Source organism: Natronolimnobius sp. AArcel1, assembly GCF_011043775.1.
In the GTDB taxonomy this organism is placed as follows: Archaea; Halobacteriota; Halobacteria; order Halobacteriales; family Natrialbaceae; genus Natronolimnobius.
Window position 1 is genome coordinate 519,974 of the sequence record NZ_JAAKXY010000004.1, and the last position, 16,467, is coordinate 536,440.

Genomic DNA, 16,467 nt, shown 5'->3' on the forward strand with positions numbered 1-16,467 from the left:
CGACGGCGGCCGCGGGGGAATCGCTTTCGGGATTCGCCAGTGATACGCGATGTTCGACTTGTCTCCAGTCAGTACTCGAGCCAGTCGTCAATCAGGCTCGAGACGGGCCATCGTCTACGTGTCGGTACGTCGCTCGGCTCGAATCCAGTAGGGAAAACTCGGGAGCGCGAGGAGAAGCGCTGCGCCTGCAACAGGAAGTTGCCATTCGTCGGGAAACTCAGAGACGAACAGAACGAGCAACAGAGAGACAGACGCTGCGCCAGACGCAATCGTAACCATTCGCGGCGCGCCGCGAATCAACACGAGAATCGGCACTGAACAAAGCGCCAACGCCGCTAGTATTCGTCCTAATTCGAACATACGCGTTATACACCCATGAGTGAATATTAGATGGGCTGACACATATAGGTTCTCGAGACCGACAGTGCGTGAACTATACGCGGGTCGCGTTCGATGACCGAAGCATGACCATCGACACCACCGCCACCGACGCCCGAATCGGCGTCGACGTCGGCGGCACGTTCACCGACGTGGCGCTCTCCGTTGGCGACCGACTCGTCACCGCGAAAGTGCCGACGACCGACCCCCAGCATCGCGGCGTCCTCGAGGGGATCGACAAGGCCTGTGCCGACGCCGGCATCGAGCCCCACGAGATCGAGGGGTTCGCCCACGCGATGACCGTCTCGGTCAACGCCCTCCTCGAGCGCGACGGCGCGAAGACCGCGCTCGTGACGACCGAGGGCTTCCGGGATGTCCTCGAGATCGGCCGCCAAAATCGGCCGCATCTGTACGATCTCGAGGCCGAAAAACCCGAGACGCTTGTTCCACGTGAACGTCGGTTTGAACTCGACGAGCGGACGACGACCGACGGCCTCGAGCGCGCGGTCGATCCGGATGCGGTCCGCGACCTCGCAGCGACCATCCGCGAGCGCGATATCGAGTCCGTCGCCGTCTGTCTGCTGCACTCCTACGCCGACCCCGCGAACGAACAGGCCGTTGCCGAGGTTCTACGCGAGGAACTCGAAGTCCCGGTTTCGGCCTCCCACGAGGTGCTCGCGGAGTTTCGCGAGTTCGAACGCACGTCGACGACGGCGGTCGATGCCTACGTGCGACCGGCAATCGACGACTACGTCGGCCGACTGGTCGAGCACGCACGCGAGGACGGACTGCCAGCCCCGCGAATTATGCAGGCAAACGGCGGCATCGCAGATCCCGAAACCGTCCGTGAACATGCCGTCACGACGGTTCTCTCCGGTCCCGCAGCAGGCGTCGTGGGCGCAGGAGCGACAGTCGACGCAGACGAGCGCGGTGCAGAGAGCAAGGATGGGGTCTCGCTCGAGGGGCTGGTCACCTTCGATATGGGCGGCACCTCGAGCGACGTGAGCCTCGTCCGCGACGGGCAGGCGGAACGGACCACGGACGCCGAAATCGACGGCATTCCGATCCGAACGCCGATGGTCGACGTGAACACCGTCGGCGCGGGCGGTGGCTCGATTGCCTGGGTCGACGGCGGCGGCGCGCTCCGGGTTGGCCCCCGCTCTGCGGGTGCCGATCCGGGGCCAGTCTGCTACGGCAACGGCGGCACCGAGCCGACCGTCACCGACGCAAACGTCGTCCTCGGCTACATCGGCCCCGAAACCGCACTGGGCGGTGAGATAACTCTCGACATCGACGCTGCCCGCGAGGCCCTCGAGCGACTCGCAGACGAAGCCGACTTAGACGGCGCGCTCGAGGCCGCCCGCGGCGTCTATCGCGTTGCGAACGCGACGATGACACGAACAATCCGCGCGGTGACGGTCGAACGCGGCCACGATCCGCGCGAGTTTGCGCTGGTGGGCTTCGGCGGCGCGGGGCCGATGCACGCCACAACGCTGGCCGATGCCCTCGAGATCGGGCGCGTCGTCGTCCCGCGACCCGGCGGCGTCCTCTCTGCGTTCGGTCTGCTGGCGGCCGACGAGAGCTACGACGCCGTTCGGACGGTCGGCTCACAACTGGATGCTGCAGAGTCAGAGACACTCGAGGCCGTCTACGACGACCTCGTCGCGGACGTGCTCACAGAGGCCTCGGACCCCGACGCCGCACAGGTCGAACGCGCTGCGGACTGTCGCTACGCCGGCCAGAGTTTCGAGTTGATCGTTTCCGTCGATGAGTCACTCGATCTCGAGACCGTCGCCGAGCGCTTCCATCAGGCTCACGAGCGCGCCTACGGCTATGCACTCGAGGAGGCAATGGAAATCGTCAACCTGCGCGCGACGGCAACGGTTCCGGGCGAGGAACCGACCATCCACCACGACGGCGCGGGCGACGCACGCGTCGGAACGCGCGAGGCGTACTTTCCGGAAACCGGCGACGACTCCCGAGAAACCGCGGTCTACGACCGTGATCGACTCGAGGCGGGAGCAACGCTCGCGGGGCCGGCAATTCTCGAGCAGGCCGAAAGTACGACCGTCGTCCCGCCGTCGTGGACGGGCGAACTGCTGGCCAACGGGACGCTCGTTTTGACTCGTGCGGACGAGACGGAGGTGGGCGACCGATGACCGAACGCTCATCAATCGATCCGGTGACGCTCGAGGTCTTGCGAAACCAACTCGAGAGCGTCGCCGAGGAGATGGGCCAAACGCTCATCCGGGGTGCGTACTCGCCGAACATCAAGGAACGCCGGGACTGCTCGACGGCGCTGTTCGACGCCGAGGGCCGGATGATCGCCCAGGCCGAGCACATTCCGGTGCATCTGGGGGCGATGCCCGCGGCCGTCGACGCGGTCCTCAAGTGCGACCCCGAACCGGGCGACGTGTTCGTGCTCAACGACCCGTTCGCGGGTGGGACGCACCTGCCGGACGTGACGATGGTCTCGCCGCTGAGCGTCGGTACGGACGGCGAAGAAGGCGACGCGAGCGAAATCGTCGGCTACGCCGTCTCCCGCGCCCACCACGCAGACGTTGGCGGGATGACCCCCGGAAGCATGCCCGCCGGCGCACAAGAGATCTACCAGGAGGGACTCCGATTGCCCCCAACGCGACTCGTCGCGGGTGGTGAGACACGCGAGGACGTACGCTCGCTGATCCTCGCGAACGTCCGCAATCCACGCGAGCGACGGGCCGACCTCAGAGCCCAGCGAGCCGCAAACGAACGCGCCAGCGAGCGCCTCGAGAGCCTCATTTCCGAACACAGCCGCGAGACAGTTCTCGAGGGTTTTTCCGCCGTCATCGACTACTCGCGCGAGCGAATCGAATCGGAACTCGAGGCACTGCCAGATGGCACCTATCGGGCGACCGACGTGCTCGAGGGCGACGGCGTCACCGACGAAGACATCGAAATATGCGCAGCGGTGACGGTCAACGGCGCGACACTCGAGGTCGATTTCACGGGCACGGCCGACCAGCTCGCGGGTAACTGTAACGCGCCACTCGCGGTCGCAACAAGCGCGGTCTACTTCGTCGTGCGCTGTCTCACAGATCCCGAAATCCCGCCGAACGAGGGGTGTTACGAGCCCGTTGACGTGCACGCACCCGAGGGAACTCTATTAAATCCTGAGCCGCCAGCCGCCGTGGTCGGCGGCAACGTCGAAACCAGCCAGCGCGTGACGGACGTGGTCTTTGCCGCACTCGCACAGGCCGCACCCGACCGCGTGCCAGCGCAGGGCCAGGGAACCATGAACAACCTCACTATCGGCGGCCGTGACGGCTCGTTTACCTACTACGAGACCATCGGCGGCGGCTTCGGCGCACGCCCCGACAAAGACGGCATGGATGGCGTGCAGGTCGGCATGACCAACACCCTGAACACGCCCGTCGAATCCCTCGAGGCCGAGTACCCACTTCGGGTCGAGCGCTACGCGCTGCGCGAGGGAAGTGGCGGCCGCGGCCGATTCCGTGGCGGGATGGGCATCGAGCGCAGCGTCACCCTCGAGTCAGATGCGACGGTTTCGTTGTTGACCGAGCGCCGCCGTCACGCACCGAAAGGCGTCGCGGGCGGCGAAGACGGCGCAGTCGGCGAGAATCTAATCGACGGCGAGTCCATGCCCGCGAAGACGACCGTCGACGTGGAGGCGGGGACCACAGTGACTGTGCGGACGCCCGGCGGCGGCGGACACGGAGAGCCTGAAACGGACGAGGAGTGAGGGCTCGAAGAGACGAGATTCGCGGCCGTTACGCCCGTAGGTACGTGACGAGTTGATCGACCGTTTCATCCAGCGGTCCAGAGTCGATGCGGCCAAACCACTCTCGAATATCGCTGTGCGGTAGTGAGACGACTCCCCACGGGACGAGAAAGCTCTGCTTCGGGAGCCCACCCTCGAGAAAGTCGTCGTTGGTAACCGGAATCGTTTCGTCGTACCATGTTTGGGTTGTGAACGTTACTGCAACGTACTGTTCACCATCGAATGGATGCGCATCAGTGTTGAGTATGACGAAGGGACGGCTCGTTTTCTCCTCATTAAACGGATCGCCTGCCTCGACTACATCACCGCGTTCGTACTTCATTCCGTCTCGTCCTCACGCTCGGCCGGATGCGATCTATCAGCACTGGCGGCGCGCCATGCATCCATGTCCTCGGAACCGAGGGTATCGTTCAGTGTCTCGAGGCTGCGGCTGAAATCGACGGCCGACCGAATCCGTTCTTGATCACCGGCGGCCCAGTACGGTGGCTTGTGCCGGACGAGGTCGCGCTCTTTCAGTCGACTGAGTACTGCACTGACAGCATTTGGGTCGATATCCGTTGTGTCGGCTATCTCTCGCCGACGAAACGCTTTATCATCGTTAGACAGGAGAAACGAGAGTATTTGCTCTGCGTTCGTCGTTCCAGAATCGAATTCAGACTCTCGTTCGAACGTCTCGATATCGATCGGCATGTATCAGTATACGTGTTTGGAACGTATGGCTGTTTTCCTGTTTTTGATGGTTGTCTCCTAGAGTGCCAACAGCAACTAGTCACACCTGTTCTGGAGATGCCGGTGACGGTGCCCTTTTGACGCCGCTCGCCCACCCTCCGGTATGGAACTTACGCCAGTGACGGACCTGCCCGAGATCCGTCCCGGCGACGACCTCGCCGCACTGATCGCGGACCGGGCCGGCGACGACCTCGAGTCAGGCGACGTACTCACCGTCGCGAGCACAATCGTCTCGAAAGCCGAGGGGCGCGTGGCAGACCTCGAGGAGTACCCAGTCAGCGCGCGGGCACAGGAAATCGCGGATACAATTGGCGACCTCACGGACGAGGAGAAAGACCCGCGATTCGCCCAGGCGGTGCTCGAGGAGAGCACCGAACTCCTGATCGACTGTCCGTTCTTGCTCACCGAAACCCGGTTTGGCCATATCTGCGTCAACGCGGGGATCGACCAGTCGAACGTGCCGGGACACGACCTGTTGCTCCTGCCGAAGCGACCGGCGAAAAGCGCCGAGCGCATTCGCGAAGGACTCGCGGAACACGGCCACGACGATATCGCCGTAATCGTCACGGACACCTGCGGCCGCCCGTTCCGCCACGGCCAGCGTGGGGTTGCACTCGGCTGGGCAGGCATGCCCGCGAGCCGTGACTGGCGCGGCGAGGTGGACCGTGACGGCGACGAACTCGAGGTCACGGTTCAATCCGTGGTCGACGAACTCTCCTCGGCGGCGAATCTGGTAACTGGTGAGGGCGCAGACGGCGTACCCGCCGTCGTCGTCAGCGACTGGGAGTTCGGCGATCTCGAGGGCAGCGACGAACTGTTCCGCTCGGTTGAGGACGACCTCGTTCGGCAAGCGCTTCGTGAGTGGGACTGGAAGGGTGGTGCCTAATGGCGGGCAAGAACACACAGACCGACGGCGACGCACCGACCTGGGGCATCGAACTCACACCCGAGCATCCACTCGAGGAGATTGCCGAACTGGCCGCGCTCGCCGAAACGGAAGGGTTCGATCTGGCGCTCTCGAGCAGCCACTACTTCAATCGCGATCCGTTCGTTGCGCTCTCGCAGATGGCAAGTGCAACCGACGACATTCGGCTGGGTCCGGGTGTGGTCAACCCCTACGAGACCCATCCCGTACGACTCGCTGCACAGGCGGCGACGATTGACGAGGTCAGCGACGGGCGCGGCGTCTTCGGCATCGGCGCTGGCGACCGCTCCGCGCTATCGAATCTCGGCGTCGAGCACGACCGGCCACTCCGGCGCGTCCTCGAGACGTTCGATGTTGCACGGGACCTCTGGGCGGGCGAGACAGTCAGTCACGACGGTACTTTCACCGCAAAAGACGCCTCGTTGAATCTCGAGGCGTGCGAACTGCCGGTCTACGTCGGCGCGCAGGGACCACACATGCTGCGGATGAGTGCGAAACACGCCGACGGCGTCCTGATCAACGCGGCGCATCCGCGCGATCTCGAGTGGGCGGCGGGTCAGATTGAGCAGGGACTCGAGGAGCGACCCGAAGAACACGGTGCGTTCGAATCACTCGCATTCGCGTCGGTCAGCGTTGCCGCCGCCGAAGACGAGGCACGCGAGGCAGCTCGCCCGCCCGTCGCCTTTATCGCGGGTGCAGCGGCCGAACCAGTACTCGAGCGCCACGAAATCGACCGCGAAGCCGCCGAGGCAGTGAGCGACGCCTTGGAACGGGGCGAACTCGGCGAGGCGTTCGGCTGCGTCACACCCGAGATGATCGACGCGTTCTGTATCGCGGGGACCACGGAGACGGTGGCCGAGCAGTTCGAAGCCGCCCTCGAGTTCGTCGACGGCATCGTCGTCGGCTCGCCGATTGGGCCGGACCTCGAGGACGGGATCAAACGCGCGAGCGAGGCGCTCGAGCGTGCAAACGAGCGATGAAAATCCGAGCGGTGGGCGTCAGTTCGACGTAAAGAGGCTGCCGACGGCACCGAGGGTCAACACGCCGAAGACGCCGAGCGAGAAGACGACAAGGAGCGTCCCAACGAGGACGAGCAGCGGTGCAAGGCCATCGCCCATTGCGACTTCCATGAAGTGTTCGTTCATCTCAATGATGTTGTCGATGATGACGTTGAGTGGAACGGTGGTGTCCATGTGTAGAGGTTGCAAACGATGGTACTTGGCGGTGCCGGTCCAGACTCGAGGATGTGCCCGTGCACGCGCACCAGACGACCACGGCATGCCGGTGGTCCTAAACGCGATCCGTTCATCTGTGAGTGTATGAGCGATGATGCACGACTCTCCGATTTCAGCCGTGAGCCAGCAGAGTCTGGAGACGACTCAGGCGAGGACGAAAACGAAAACGAGAGCGACGCGGAGCCGATGAGGTCATCAGTAGAGAGCGACTCGGCGAGTGCACTTGCGACGTACGCCTGGGGCGAGTACGTCTGTGCTCGCTGTGAGACGGACAGTGAGCGCGTCTGGAAAGACGATGACGTGTTCGTCTGCCCAGACTGCAAAGACTGGTAGGAAGCGTCGAAACCGGGAGAAGTGACGCGGTCCGGCTTAGTTCTCGAGGGCCTGACTGCCTTCGCGAAGGCCGCGCATGTAGCCGATGGCGAACAGCCGACCGAGCATGTGGTAGCCAGGGTTCGAGTTGTCCTCGCCGGCCATCGTCGGGACGTGGTCGGGACGCATCGGCACGTCGTCATCGACGTGGGTCTCGTAGGCGTGCATGGCGGCGAACATGTCCGTCGGGCCGTCATCGTGCCAGGTTTCAACAAAGCGGTCGCGGTCACCCTCCACGTCGCGGAAGTGGATGAAGTTGATCTTCTCGCCGAAGCGTTCGATCGTCTCAGGGATGTCGACGCCCATCGCAGCGAAGTTGCCCTGACAGAACGTGATCCCGTTGTGCTCGCTGTCGTAGCTATCGACCACGCGCTGGTAGGCCTCAGGGCTGTTGATGATGCGTGGCATGTCGCCAAGCGATTCGCGGGGCGGGTCATCAGGATGGAGCCCGAGTTTGACGCCGGCTTCTTCGGCGACTGGCGTGACCTCCTCGAGGAAGTACTCGAGGGCCTCCCAGAGCTGGTCGGCGGTGACGTCGGCGGCCTCGCGGTGGTCGGGTGAGCCGAGTTTGTCGTTGTCGAAGCCGGTGACGTAGGAGCCGCCGCGGGACTCGAGGTGGGCTTCGGTGCGCGCCCAGCGGGTGCCGGCCATCCAGTCGTAGCAAACGACTGGGATGCCGACGTCGCCACAGTCCCGCAGGAACTGTTTGAACACCTCGATGTCTGCATCGCGGCCCTCCTCGCCGAGGCGGACGCGATCCGGGATCGGGACGCTGCCTTCGATGACGTCGATGGTGAGGCCGGCGTCGACGAACCAGTTTTGCATCGCTCGAAGTTCGTCGTATGTCCACTGACTCTGGTTGTCGCCGATTTCGAGAGTGTGGACGACGACGCTGTCGACGCCGAGTTGTTTGGCCTGCTGCCAGCGCTCGTCTGGCTGGCGCGGCAGAATAAGGGATGGTGTGACCATAGCGAGCGATTTGAGTCCGCTTGTATATATCTTACCAAGCGCGAGAGTCGCTGAGTGAAGCAAGCCGTCTCTGCGACAGCACCGTAGGTGACTAGATGTGTAGGGACCAGCGTTTTTTCCGACACGCAATTGTACACGGTATGGACTTTCGGGAGCCGGAAACGCTCATTCCAGCGGCCGTCGAAACACTCCCGATCAATTTTGCCATCCTCGATAGCGATGGGACGATCCTGTACACGAACGACGCCTGGCAAGCGTTCGGCGAGGCTAACGACATCGACATTCGGCCCGATACAATCGGGACTAACTATCTCGAGATCACCAGACAGGCGGAGACAGAGACGGCACAAACGGCAGCCGCCGGGTTAGCCGAGATTCTATCGGGCGAGCGAGAACTCTTCGAACTCGAGTATCCGTGTCACTCGCCCGAAACGCAGCGGTGGTTTCTCATGCGGGCAGCGCAGTTCACCGAGGATGGGCAGCGATTCGTCGCTGTCGCACACTTCGATATCACTGATCGCTACCAGTACCAGCGGCAGTTAGAAGCGTCCAACGAGCGCCTCCAGCAGTTCGCCTACGTCGCCTCCCACGACTTACAGGAGCCACTCCGGATGGTCACGAGTTACCTGCAACTGCTCGAGCAGCGGTACGCCGACGAACTCGACGAGGATGCCGAGGAATTCATTGAGTTCGCCGTCGACGGTGCCCGACGGATGGAAGCTATGATCGAGGGACTGCTTGCCTACTCCAGAGTTGAAACGCAGGGGGCATCCTTCGATTCGGTTGCGCTCGAGGCCGTGTTGGACGATGTACTGACCGATCTCGAGATTCAGATCGAAGAAACCGATGTTGAAATCACTGCCGAGTCGTTGCCGACCGTCAACGGAGACCCCAGCCAACTTCGTCAACTCTTCCAGAACCTGTTAGATAACGCCATCACGTACAGTGGTGAGCAGACGCCACAGGTGTCGATTAGCGCCCACCGTGAAGGAGACGAGTGGGTCATTTCGATCAGTGACGAGGGAATTGGTATTGATCCGGACGAGACGGACCGGGTGTTTGAGGTGTTCCAGCGACTCCACAGCCACGAGGAGTACAACGGGACAGGAATCGGCCTCGCACTCTGTAAACGGATCGTCGAACGACACGGGGGCGAGATCTGGGTTTCCTCTGCCCTCGGCGACGGCTCGACGTTCTCGTTTACGCTGCCAGCGGCGGACGCGTGATCGCTGGCTTGAGGCCCGTTCCTGTCGCCTTTCAGTAGTCAATCCCAGAGAGGCGGTCGACTTTCGGATCGGTAAAGACATCCTTTTCGTCGACGCTTGTCGAAGAAAACTCCGAAATGACGGCTCCTTCATCGTGGCCTTTGAACCAGTGGTTCGTATCCGGCGGAATCGTATACTGATCGCCGGCCTCGAGGACGATTTCCTTTGCAGCAGTATAGTGCTCCTCGCGCGACGGCGGTTCGACGGTCGGCTCGTCGGTCGGTTCGCCCTCGACGAACAGCGAGACGGTGCCCGCACGACAGCGGAACGTCTCCTGTTTTCCGGGCGTGCCGTCAAACGGCGGATGACGGTGCTCGGGACAGGTCTGGCCAGGCAACTGGACGAGTTCTTTCGCACAGTAGCGATCCGTGTTGACGTAGGTGTGGATCTGTGTGCCGATGGTCTCGAGGTCATTGAAGCCGAAATCGACGACCTCGAGGTCGGACTGTTCGTCTTCGGTCAGGACGATGCCGGCATCTGCGATGAGGTCGAGTGCGCGCTGTTTGACGGTTTCTCGTGTGGGATCGGCGGTCATCGGGTATGACTCGCACGGATATCACAAAAAAGCCGGCGGGTTCGCCTGCGTCAATTGTGGCGCGAACGATCCGAGCCCGTCACGTGTGCCCCGAACATTTATATTTTAGTCGTGGGTCTAGTGACATGCAATGGCGAAAGGTACGGTCGCATTCTTCAACGACACTGGCGGTTACGGTTTCATCGAAAGCGAGGATTCGGACGACGACGTCTTCTTCCACATGGAAGACGTCGGCGGACCCGATCTCGAGGAAGGCCAAGAAGTCGAGTTCGACATCGAGCAGGCCGATAAAGGCCCACGCGCGACGAACGTCGAACGACTGTAAGCTGAGTTAGTCGAGGTATCGTTTTCTGATCATTACGAACCCGCAGCATCAGCGTTCTACCGGTAGTTGACGGTGTGAAACGATACGAAGTGGCACATCGCTCTCACGCACTCGGTGACGAGTGGCTTGAATATATGGGTCGGCAATTGCAGCGTTCAAATACATAGGTTGACACAAGGCATATATTTACCAACCCCTGAAACGGAGACAGACGACCAGTGTTATCGATGTGCCGTCTATCCAGCCGACCGCCCTCCTCGAGTTGGTACTGCGCCGATGACTGACCCAGATCCGACACCTGCGTCGCCACACGCCGGGGCTGAGAGTGCAACCGCCGAGTTTCGCGGAGCGGAAGCCACTGACAGCGACGACCCGCTTTCGGTGGCCGAGGTTGCCGCGCTTCGTGACGACATCGAAGCGAACGTTTCACAGGTTATTGTCGGCCACGAGGACGTCATCGAGCACGTTACAATCGCGTTGCTCGCGCGCGGACACGTCTTACTCGATGATGTTCCCGGCGTCGGCAAGACAATGCTCGCGCGAGCAATTGCGACCTCGATCGACTGTACGTTCCGGCGTGTGCAGTTTACACCCGATCTGTTACCCACGGACGTAACCGGCGTCAACGTTTTTAATCAGAAAGACCGCGAGTTCGAGTTCCAACCTGGTCCCGTCTTCGGCAACATCGTCCTTGGCGACGAGATCAATCGTGCGCCACCGAAGACACAATCCGCCTTACTCGAGGCCATGGAGGAACGCCAGGTCACCGTCGACGGCAACACACACCCGCTCCCGGATCCCTTTACTGTGATCGCGACACAGAACGCCGTCGAGCCGAATCAGACCTACGCGTTGCCACTGGCGGAACTCGATCGGTTCATGAAGAAGCTCCATCTCGGCTATCCGACGCCCGAGGAAGAAGCCGAGTTGCTCGGGCGAACCATCGGCGATCATCCGATCGACTCACTCGAGTCGGTTACTGACCGCGAGACGATCGTTCGCGCACGCGAGACCGTTGCGAACGCCCGCGTCGCCCAACCGGTCAGAGAGTATGCGACGCGGCTCGTCGGCTACACGCGTGAACAGGCACGCATCGGTGTCAGTCCACGCGGAACGATTGCGCTGCTGCGTGGCGCACAGGCTCGCGCTGTCACAGACGGCCGAGAGTACGTCCTCCCCGACGACGTTCAGGCCGAAGCGCCGGCCGTCCTGAGCCACCGGATTCGCGTCGATGACCACGACCGCGATGGGGCCACAATCGTCAGCGAGGCCCTCGAGCGCGTCGCCGTCGAGGCCCCCGACCAGTAACAGTACCGAGACCCACCATGCGATTGACCTACAGAGGCTGGACCGTCCTCGCTGTCCTTGTCGGTGCGTTTGCGCTGAGTTGGCACCACGGGCCGCGGGCGTTAAACGCCGTTGTCACCCCACTCGTGGTCGTTTTCGTGACTGGTGTGCTTTTGACGGTTCGCGTCGATCGCCCGGCCGTCCACCGACAGCGAGTCGCCGATGGCGCTGTCGGTGAAACCCGATCGGTCGCGTGTCGCCTCGAGTGTGGTGGCACTGTCTCTGCGGATATCGTCGAGACGGTCGGCGACGGGCTTTCGCTGGTAACGAACGGCGATACTGCTGCCGGGACCAACGCTGACACCGTGTCAGTCTCAACAACGATCAACGGCACGGAGACCCTAACCTACGATATCGACCTCGAAGAACGCGGCGAGCGGGTTGTCGGTCCGATGACGATCACCGTCTCGGACGTCTTCGGGCTGATCACGCGCACGTTTGCATACACAGAGACGACGACAGTGCTCGTCTATCCCTACATTTACGACCTTCACAGCGAGACGACCGGCGATCTTCACGCCATCGAAAACGCCGCGGGCGCACCAGATCGCGAGGAGTTCGACCACCTGCGTGAGTACGAACGCGGCGACTCGCTCCGAGACGTTCACTGGAAGTCTGCGGCCAAGCGCCCCGGCGATGACCTCGTTGTCACCGAGTATCGCGACGACGGCGCGGCTGGGTCGATCACAATCGCTGCCGAGTGTGACGACCACTCTGAGCAGTTTGCCCGCGCCGTTGCCAGCGTTGCAGCTTACCTGCTCGAGCACGACCGACAGGTTGGACTGACCGTCGATGGCACGCGACTGACGCCGGGGACGACTCACAGCCATCGACGCGAGCTACTGAGCGTCCTCGCGGTCGCGAGGGGCGAGGAACTGACGGATGGCGACCGAGAGGCCGCAGATATCCGCATTACCGGCGACTGGCGAGAGATTCGCGTCGAAACCGATGAGCGAACGATTCCGTTCCCACGATTGATACATCCACGCGAGCGCGACCGTGCTCCCGGCTCAACAGATCGCACTCGAGAATCGGGGGTGATCGCGTGAGTACCGAATCTGGGTCACCAAGCACCAACTCGAGCGGGAGCGAGCGCTCGGTCACGATCGGAACGGACGGTGAAATTGAGGCCGAAACGTTCCGACTGCTTGCACTCGGCTGTGTGCTCGTGTTGACGGCAACGTACGTGAGCGTCTTGCGCGATGTCACGCGCGTCGTCGGCGGCACGCAGTCATTGTTCATGCTCGTCGCTGTCATGCTCGTCGTTGCAACAGTTCTCGCCCGGCTGATCCGCCCGCGAACGGCACTCCTTGCGGCGCTCATCGCGGCTGGGGCCGGCTTTGGCTACTATCTCGAGGCCAGCGGCGTCGGCGTGGGGGTGCTCACCGAGGCAACTGGCGACCTGCTTGGCGACGTGTTGTTGCTCGCGACCGGCCTCGAGATCATGCGGATGGTCGAGGCTGGTCTCTGGACGCTTGGCTTTGCGCCCGGCCCGGTCTTTCTCTCGTGGTATCTCGCCATGCGCGGCCGGTACGGCCTGAGTGTGCTTCCCGGTGGCTTTGCACTGCTATTTCTCGTGCTGACCGGCGATGCCGGGACGGGCGTGACGCTGCTCGGCGTGCTCGCTGCGATCGGTGCCGTCGGCTTCGGCGAACTCGAATCCCGCGGTGGGGCGATTGCACAGGCGGATCTGCTTGCGGTCCTGTTCGCAGTGATTATTGTCCTCTCGCTGTCGGTGACACTCGTTCCCGGCGGTGAGACGACGCCCGATGCGGTCAGTGGAAGCGGCGCTGAGACCGGACAGAGCACACTCGAGGGAACGATCGACTCCTCGCCCGAGCGCTCCGGGATCAGCGGGTCAGTCGAACTCTCGCCCGAAGTTCGGTTTACCGTCGAATCACCACAGGAGTCGTACTGGCGAACCGGAGTCTATGACCGGTATACTGGTGACGAGTGGGTTCGCTCGGGCCAACAGTCACAGGACTTCGACAGCCTCGAACCACCAGCAGGGACGGCAACAGTAGTCCCCCACCGCGTCACCGCTGAGACAGAACTGGATGTCATGCCAGTCGCACCGCAGTTGGTTGGACTCGAAGACGAGGCCGCCCAATACGCTGACCTCTCTGAGCACGACCAGCCACATCCGTCCACGACGCTGCTCGAAGGCGACCAATACATCGCAGAAAGTGCAATCCCCAACGACGACCCGACGACGTTGAACGCTGCCGGAACTGCCTACCCCGAGGACGTGACAGATCACTATCTGCAGACACCTGAAACGCTCTCTGATGAGTTCCACGCATACACCGCCGACATCACAGCGGATGCTGAGACGCCGTACGAAACGGCGACGGCCATTGAACAGTACCTGCGAACGTCGAAAGACTACTCACTCGAGGTCGATAGACCCGATGGCGATGTCGCCGATGAGTTCCTTCTCGAGATGGACGAGGGCTACTGTGTCTACTTTGCGACGGCGATGACCCAGATGCTTCGCAGCGAGGACATCCCCGCACGATACGTCTCGGGCTATACGAGCGGCCAGGAGGTTTCAGAGAACGAGTACGTTGTCCGCGGATTGGACGCCCACGCCTGGGTTGAGGTCTACTTCCCAGACCATGGCTGGGTCGAGTTCGAACCGACGCCACCAAGTGACCGAGACCAAACCCACGACGCCGAGCTCGTAGACGCACGAAACACCGGACAAACCGATATCGACACTGACGAGAGCGAGGATGTCCCGATCACCGACGACGAAGACAGTCTCGAGGAGCCAAACGTGCCGGACGGCCAAGACGAGCACTCGGAAAACGAGTCCGAAACCGATCCTGATGACCCCGAATCAGAGGAGGAAGCGAACGAAACGGATCCCGAAACAGCACCGGAGGAGGAAGAAACTGAGGGTGAGAACACCTCACAAGAGGAATCCGAAGCTGGCAGCGGCGCTGCAGGCGAACACGGCAGTGCGACCGACACGGCCGATCACAGTTTGGCCGAGCGAATTTCACTGACACGCGAGACTGCCGCGCTCCTGGCCGTCATGCTGTTCGGGGTCGTCGCTGGTGTCCACCGCATCGATGCGACGACTCGGCTTCGACGCACCCTTGGCCTGTACTGGCACGGCCGCCGAACCGAGCCCACCCGTGACGCCGAGCGCGCGTTTGACCGACTCGAGGGCTTACTCGCCCGCGACTATCGTCCGCGTCGGCCGTCAGAGTCACCGCGCCAGTACCTCACAGCGCTGTCAGCGACCGAGAATACTGACTCCACACTGGCCGACGATGAGCGGACTGCGAAGGTTCTCGAGTGTTACGAGCGAGCCGTCTACGGGGCTGGCATCACCCATGCAGAGGCGACCGCCGCGATCGAGGCAGTCGACGGACTTGCTCGAGAACGGCTGCCCGGAATCGGCTCTCGGTCGCCCCCTCCGGACGAGTAACTCGCTCTCACCGCGCCGAGAGTGACAATAGACTCCAGCGAGGACTCGAGGAACACCGTCGTGACGGATGGCTCATAACAGAACGCACTCGAGCGTGATCTTCCCGATAGTGTTTAATATGTCCATTTCGTACCATGGAACGTAATGTCGGAAGTCTGCTCGACGTGCGGGCTGCCCGAGGAACTCTGCGTCTGCGAGGACGTGGCCAAGGGGCAACAGCAACTCAATATCCGCATTGACGAGCGCAGATACGGTAAAGAGGTAACGATCGTCGAAGGATTCGACCCGAAGGATGTCGATCTGGACAGTCTCTCGTCGGATCTCAAATCAAAGTTCGCCTGTGGTGGCACCGTCGAGGACGGCCAAATCGAACTCCAAGGCAACCACACCGGCCGCATCGAAGAATTCCTTCGGGATCGCGGCTTCAACGTTGCATGAGCCCGTGATGATCTGAGACGACTTCCGAACTCCAGATCGCGCCTCGACTCACTAACTACCGCGTTTTCACACACGCAATGCTCGAGTGACAACCCTACCTGAACCGCTTAGAATGGGGATTCAGGACCCGACTCTGATGCTGCAGCGTCGTCTGCTGTGTCCTTGACGAGGCCATACTTCAACCCGTACTCCTCGAGACCGCCAGCCATGCTCTCGACGGTGGCGTCGGCACTACCCTCATAGGAGCCGATCAACTGAGCGGCCTGAACGCTGGCTTTGCCGTGTGGGCAGACAGTGATGATTCGGTCTGCGTCTGCGAACTCATCGACGCGACTCGTGAGTTCCTGAAACGGGACGTTCTCGCTCCCAGGGATATGGCTGTGTGCAAAACTCGTCTCATTGCGGATATCGACAATGCGAACGGACTCATCCGTCTCGGCCTCGAGCAGGTCGTTGACCTCGTCAGTGCTGATTTCGCCGTCCATTTAGTCCGTCTTTGAACGCGGAGTGAATAAGCCCACGGGTCCCGCGCGGTCTCACAACTCTTTCAGTGACAACAGTAAAAGCCGGTGAAAAACCGGCAACTCCCCGACAGATGATCGGAGTTGGCAGGTGGTGTCGTGTCAGCGGCTGTCCACCGCTGAATCGGCCCGCACGGTGTCAGCGCCGAGAGAATCAATCCATCTCTCGGATACGCGTGACGACGGACCGCGTGTGTGGCGAGGATAC

Annotated in this window: 18 protein-coding genes; 11 read left to right on the top strand and 7 right to left on the bottom strand. The window is 62.1% G+C overall.

What is annotated here, in order from left to right:
* Positions 1-114 precede the first annotated feature (114 nt).
* A complete protein-coding gene (locus tag G6M89_RS14940; RefSeq protein WP_165162617.1) occupies positions 115-360 on the bottom strand; it encodes a hypothetical protein in 246 nt (81 codons plus the stop codon).
* Positions 361-464: 104 nt separating this feature from the next.
* On the opposite strand from G6M89_RS14940, the gene G6M89_RS14945 reads away from it, so the two are divergent.
* Positions 465-2,537 carry a hydantoinase/oxoprolinase family protein gene (locus G6M89_RS14945; RefSeq protein ID WP_165162735.1) on the top strand — a complete coding sequence of 691 codons (2,073 nt, stop codon included), beginning with the start codon at positions 465-467 and terminating at the stop codon, positions 2,535-2,537.
* On the top strand, positions 2,534-4,120 hold the full coding sequence (locus tag G6M89_RS14950; protein WP_165162618.1) for a hydantoinase B/oxoprolinase family protein: 1,587 nt from the start codon (positions 2,534-2,536) through the stop codon (positions 4,118-4,120). Before G6M89_RS14945 ends, G6M89_RS14950 begins: the two co-directional genes overlap by 4 nt.
* Before the next feature lie 28 nt (positions 4,121-4,148).
* Here G6M89_RS14950 and G6M89_RS14955 read toward each other — a convergent pair whose 3' ends face one another.
* The gene (locus tag G6M89_RS14955; protein WP_165162619.1) at positions 4,149-4,481 is read right to left on the bottom strand and encodes a type II toxin-antitoxin system PemK/MazF family toxin; all 333 of its coding nucleotides are present in this window, start codon (positions 4,479-4,481) and stop codon (positions 4,149-4,151) included.
* Positions 4,478-4,849 (bottom strand): helix-turn-helix domain-containing protein, encoded by a 372-nt coding sequence (locus G6M89_RS14960; protein WP_165162620.1) that lies wholly within the window; start codon positions 4,847-4,849, stop codon positions 4,478-4,480. Before G6M89_RS14960 ends, G6M89_RS14955 begins: the two co-directional genes overlap by 4 nt.
* A 142-nt stretch (positions 4,850-4,991) precedes the next feature.
* On the opposite strand from G6M89_RS14960, the gene G6M89_RS14965 reads away from it, so the two are divergent.
* A complete protein-coding gene (locus G6M89_RS14965) occupies positions 4,992-5,774 on the top strand; it encodes a coenzyme F420-0:L-glutamate ligase (RefSeq protein WP_165162621.1) in 783 nt (260 codons plus the stop codon).
* Complete coding sequence (locus G6M89_RS14970; protein ID WP_165162622.1) at positions 5,774-6,793, top strand: 5,10-methylenetetrahydromethanopterin reductase; 1,020 nt, start codon at positions 5,774-5,776, stop codon at positions 6,791-6,793. The genes G6M89_RS14965 and G6M89_RS14970 overlap by 1 nt, the downstream gene beginning before the upstream one ends.
* Positions 6,794-6,811: 18 nt before the next feature.
* On the opposite strand, the gene G6M89_RS14975 is transcribed toward G6M89_RS14970, so the two are convergent.
* Positions 6,812-7,006 carry a hypothetical protein gene (locus G6M89_RS14975; RefSeq protein ID WP_165162623.1) on the bottom strand — a complete coding sequence of 65 codons (195 nt, stop codon included), beginning with the start codon at positions 7,004-7,006 and terminating at the stop codon, positions 6,812-6,814.
* Positions 7,007-7,132: 126 nt separating this feature from the next.
* On the opposite strand from G6M89_RS14975, the gene G6M89_RS14980 reads away from it, so the two are divergent.
* Complete coding sequence (locus G6M89_RS14980) at positions 7,133-7,381, top strand: hypothetical protein (RefSeq protein ID WP_165162624.1); 249 nt, start codon at positions 7,133-7,135, stop codon at positions 7,379-7,381.
* Positions 7,382-7,417: 36 nt separating this feature from the next.
* Here the strand turns inward: G6M89_RS14980 and G6M89_RS14985 are convergent, their stop codons facing one another.
* The gene (locus G6M89_RS14985; protein WP_165162625.1) at positions 7,418-8,389 is read right to left on the bottom strand and encodes a mannonate dehydratase; all 972 of its coding nucleotides are present in this window, start codon (positions 8,387-8,389) and stop codon (positions 7,418-7,420) included.
* Between the two features lie 140 nt (positions 8,390-8,529).
* Between G6M89_RS14985 and G6M89_RS14990 the strand changes: the two genes are divergently transcribed.
* A complete protein-coding gene (locus G6M89_RS14990; RefSeq protein ID WP_165162626.1) occupies positions 8,530-9,615 on the top strand; it encodes an ATP-binding protein in 1,086 nt (361 codons plus the stop codon).
* Between the two features lie 31 nt (positions 9,616-9,646).
* Here the strand turns inward: G6M89_RS14990 and G6M89_RS14995 are convergent, their stop codons facing one another.
* Positions 9,647-10,189 (bottom strand): D-lyxose/D-mannose family sugar isomerase, encoded by a 543-nt coding sequence (locus tag G6M89_RS14995; RefSeq protein ID WP_165162627.1) that lies wholly within the window; start codon positions 10,187-10,189, stop codon positions 9,647-9,649.
* A gap of 130 nt (positions 10,190-10,319) precedes the next feature.
* On the opposite strand from G6M89_RS14995, the gene G6M89_RS15000 reads away from it, so the two are divergent.
* From G6M89_RS15000 to yciH, 5 genes are all read left to right on the top strand, one after another.
* Positions 10,320-10,514: a cold-shock protein gene (locus tag G6M89_RS15000; protein WP_165162628.1), complete on the top strand. Its 195-nt coding sequence runs from the start codon at positions 10,320-10,322 to the stop codon at positions 10,512-10,514.
* 276 nt (positions 10,515-10,790) lie between these two features.
* Positions 10,791-11,822, top strand: a complete 1,032-nt coding sequence (locus tag G6M89_RS15005) for a MoxR family ATPase (protein ID WP_165162629.1) — start codon at positions 10,791-10,793, stop codon at positions 11,820-11,822.
* Positions 11,823-11,839: 17 nt separating this feature from the next.
* Positions 11,840-12,910 (top strand): DUF58 domain-containing protein, encoded by a 1,071-nt coding sequence (locus tag G6M89_RS15010; protein ID WP_165162630.1) that lies wholly within the window; start codon positions 11,840-11,842, stop codon positions 12,908-12,910.
* Positions 12,907-15,300, top strand: coding sequence for a transglutaminaseTgpA domain-containing protein (locus G6M89_RS15015; protein ID WP_165162631.1), 2,394 nt, complete (start codon positions 12,907-12,909; stop codon positions 15,298-15,300). Before G6M89_RS15010 ends, G6M89_RS15015 begins: the two co-directional genes overlap by 4 nt.
* Before the next feature lie 144 nt (positions 15,301-15,444).
* Positions 15,445-15,738, top strand: a complete 294-nt coding sequence (gene yciH, locus G6M89_RS15020; protein ID WP_004217450.1) for a stress response translation initiation inhibitor YciH — start codon at positions 15,445-15,447, stop codon at positions 15,736-15,738.
* A gap of 107 nt (positions 15,739-15,845) precedes the next feature.
* Here the strand turns inward: yciH and G6M89_RS15025 are convergent, their stop codons facing one another.
* On the bottom strand, positions 15,846-16,223 hold the full coding sequence (locus G6M89_RS15025; protein WP_165162632.1) for a rhodanese-like domain-containing protein: 378 nt from the start codon (positions 16,221-16,223) through the stop codon (positions 15,846-15,848).
* Between the last annotated feature and the right edge of the window lie 244 nt (positions 16,224-16,467).

What these genes read in the sequence shown, in the direction of transcription:
- G6M89_RS14940 (WP_165162617.1), bottom strand. Translation starts at nt 360, where the DNA reads ATGTTCGAATTAGGACGAATACTAGCGGCGTTGGCGCTTTGTTCAGTG.
- G6M89_RS14945 (WP_165162735.1), top strand. Translation starts at nt 465, where the DNA reads ATGACCATCGACACCACCGCCACCGACGCCCGAATCGGCGTCGACGTC.
- G6M89_RS14950 (WP_165162618.1), top strand. Translation starts at nt 2,534, where the DNA reads ATGACCGAACGCTCATCAATCGATCCGGTGACGCTCGAGGTCTTGCGA.
- G6M89_RS14955 (WP_165162619.1), bottom strand. Translation starts at nt 4,481, where the DNA reads ATGAAGTACGAACGCGGTGATGTAGTCGAGGCAGGCGATCCGTTTAAT.
- G6M89_RS14960 (WP_165162620.1), bottom strand. Translation starts at nt 4,849, where the DNA reads ATGCCGATCGATATCGAGACGTTCGAACGAGAGTCTGAATTCGATTCT.
- G6M89_RS14965 (WP_165162621.1), top strand. Translation starts at nt 4,992, where the DNA reads ATGGAACTTACGCCAGTGACGGACCTGCCCGAGATCCGTCCCGGCGAC.
- G6M89_RS14970 (WP_165162622.1), top strand. Translation starts at nt 5,774, where the DNA reads ATGGCGGGCAAGAACACACAGACCGACGGCGACGCACCGACCTGGGGC.
- G6M89_RS14975 (WP_165162623.1), bottom strand. Translation starts at nt 7,006, where the DNA reads ATGGACACCACCGTTCCACTCAACGTCATCATCGACAACATCATTGAG.
- G6M89_RS14980 (WP_165162624.1), top strand. Translation starts at nt 7,133, where the DNA reads ATGAGCGATGATGCACGACTCTCCGATTTCAGCCGTGAGCCAGCAGAG.
- G6M89_RS14985 (WP_165162625.1), bottom strand. Translation starts at nt 8,389, where the DNA reads ATGGTCACACCATCCCTTATTCTGCCGCGCCAGCCAGACGAGCGCTGG.
- G6M89_RS14990 (WP_165162626.1), top strand. Translation starts at nt 8,530, where the DNA reads ATGGACTTTCGGGAGCCGGAAACGCTCATTCCAGCGGCCGTCGAAACA.
- G6M89_RS14995 (WP_165162627.1), bottom strand. Translation starts at nt 10,189, where the DNA reads ATGACCGCCGATCCCACACGAGAAACCGTCAAACAGCGCGCACTCGAC.
- G6M89_RS15000 (WP_165162628.1), top strand. Translation starts at nt 10,320, where the DNA reads ATGGCGAAAGGTACGGTCGCATTCTTCAACGACACTGGCGGTTACGGT.
- G6M89_RS15005 (WP_165162629.1), top strand. Translation starts at nt 10,791, where the DNA reads ATGACTGACCCAGATCCGACACCTGCGTCGCCACACGCCGGGGCTGAG.
- G6M89_RS15010 (WP_165162630.1), top strand. Translation starts at nt 11,840, where the DNA reads ATGCGATTGACCTACAGAGGCTGGACCGTCCTCGCTGTCCTTGTCGGT.
- yciH (WP_004217450.1), top strand. Translation starts at nt 15,445, where the DNA reads ATGTCGGAAGTCTGCTCGACGTGCGGGCTGCCCGAGGAACTCTGCGTC.
- G6M89_RS15025 (WP_165162632.1), bottom strand. Translation starts at nt 16,223, where the DNA reads ATGGACGGCGAAATCAGCACTGACGAGGTCAACGACCTGCTCGAGGCC.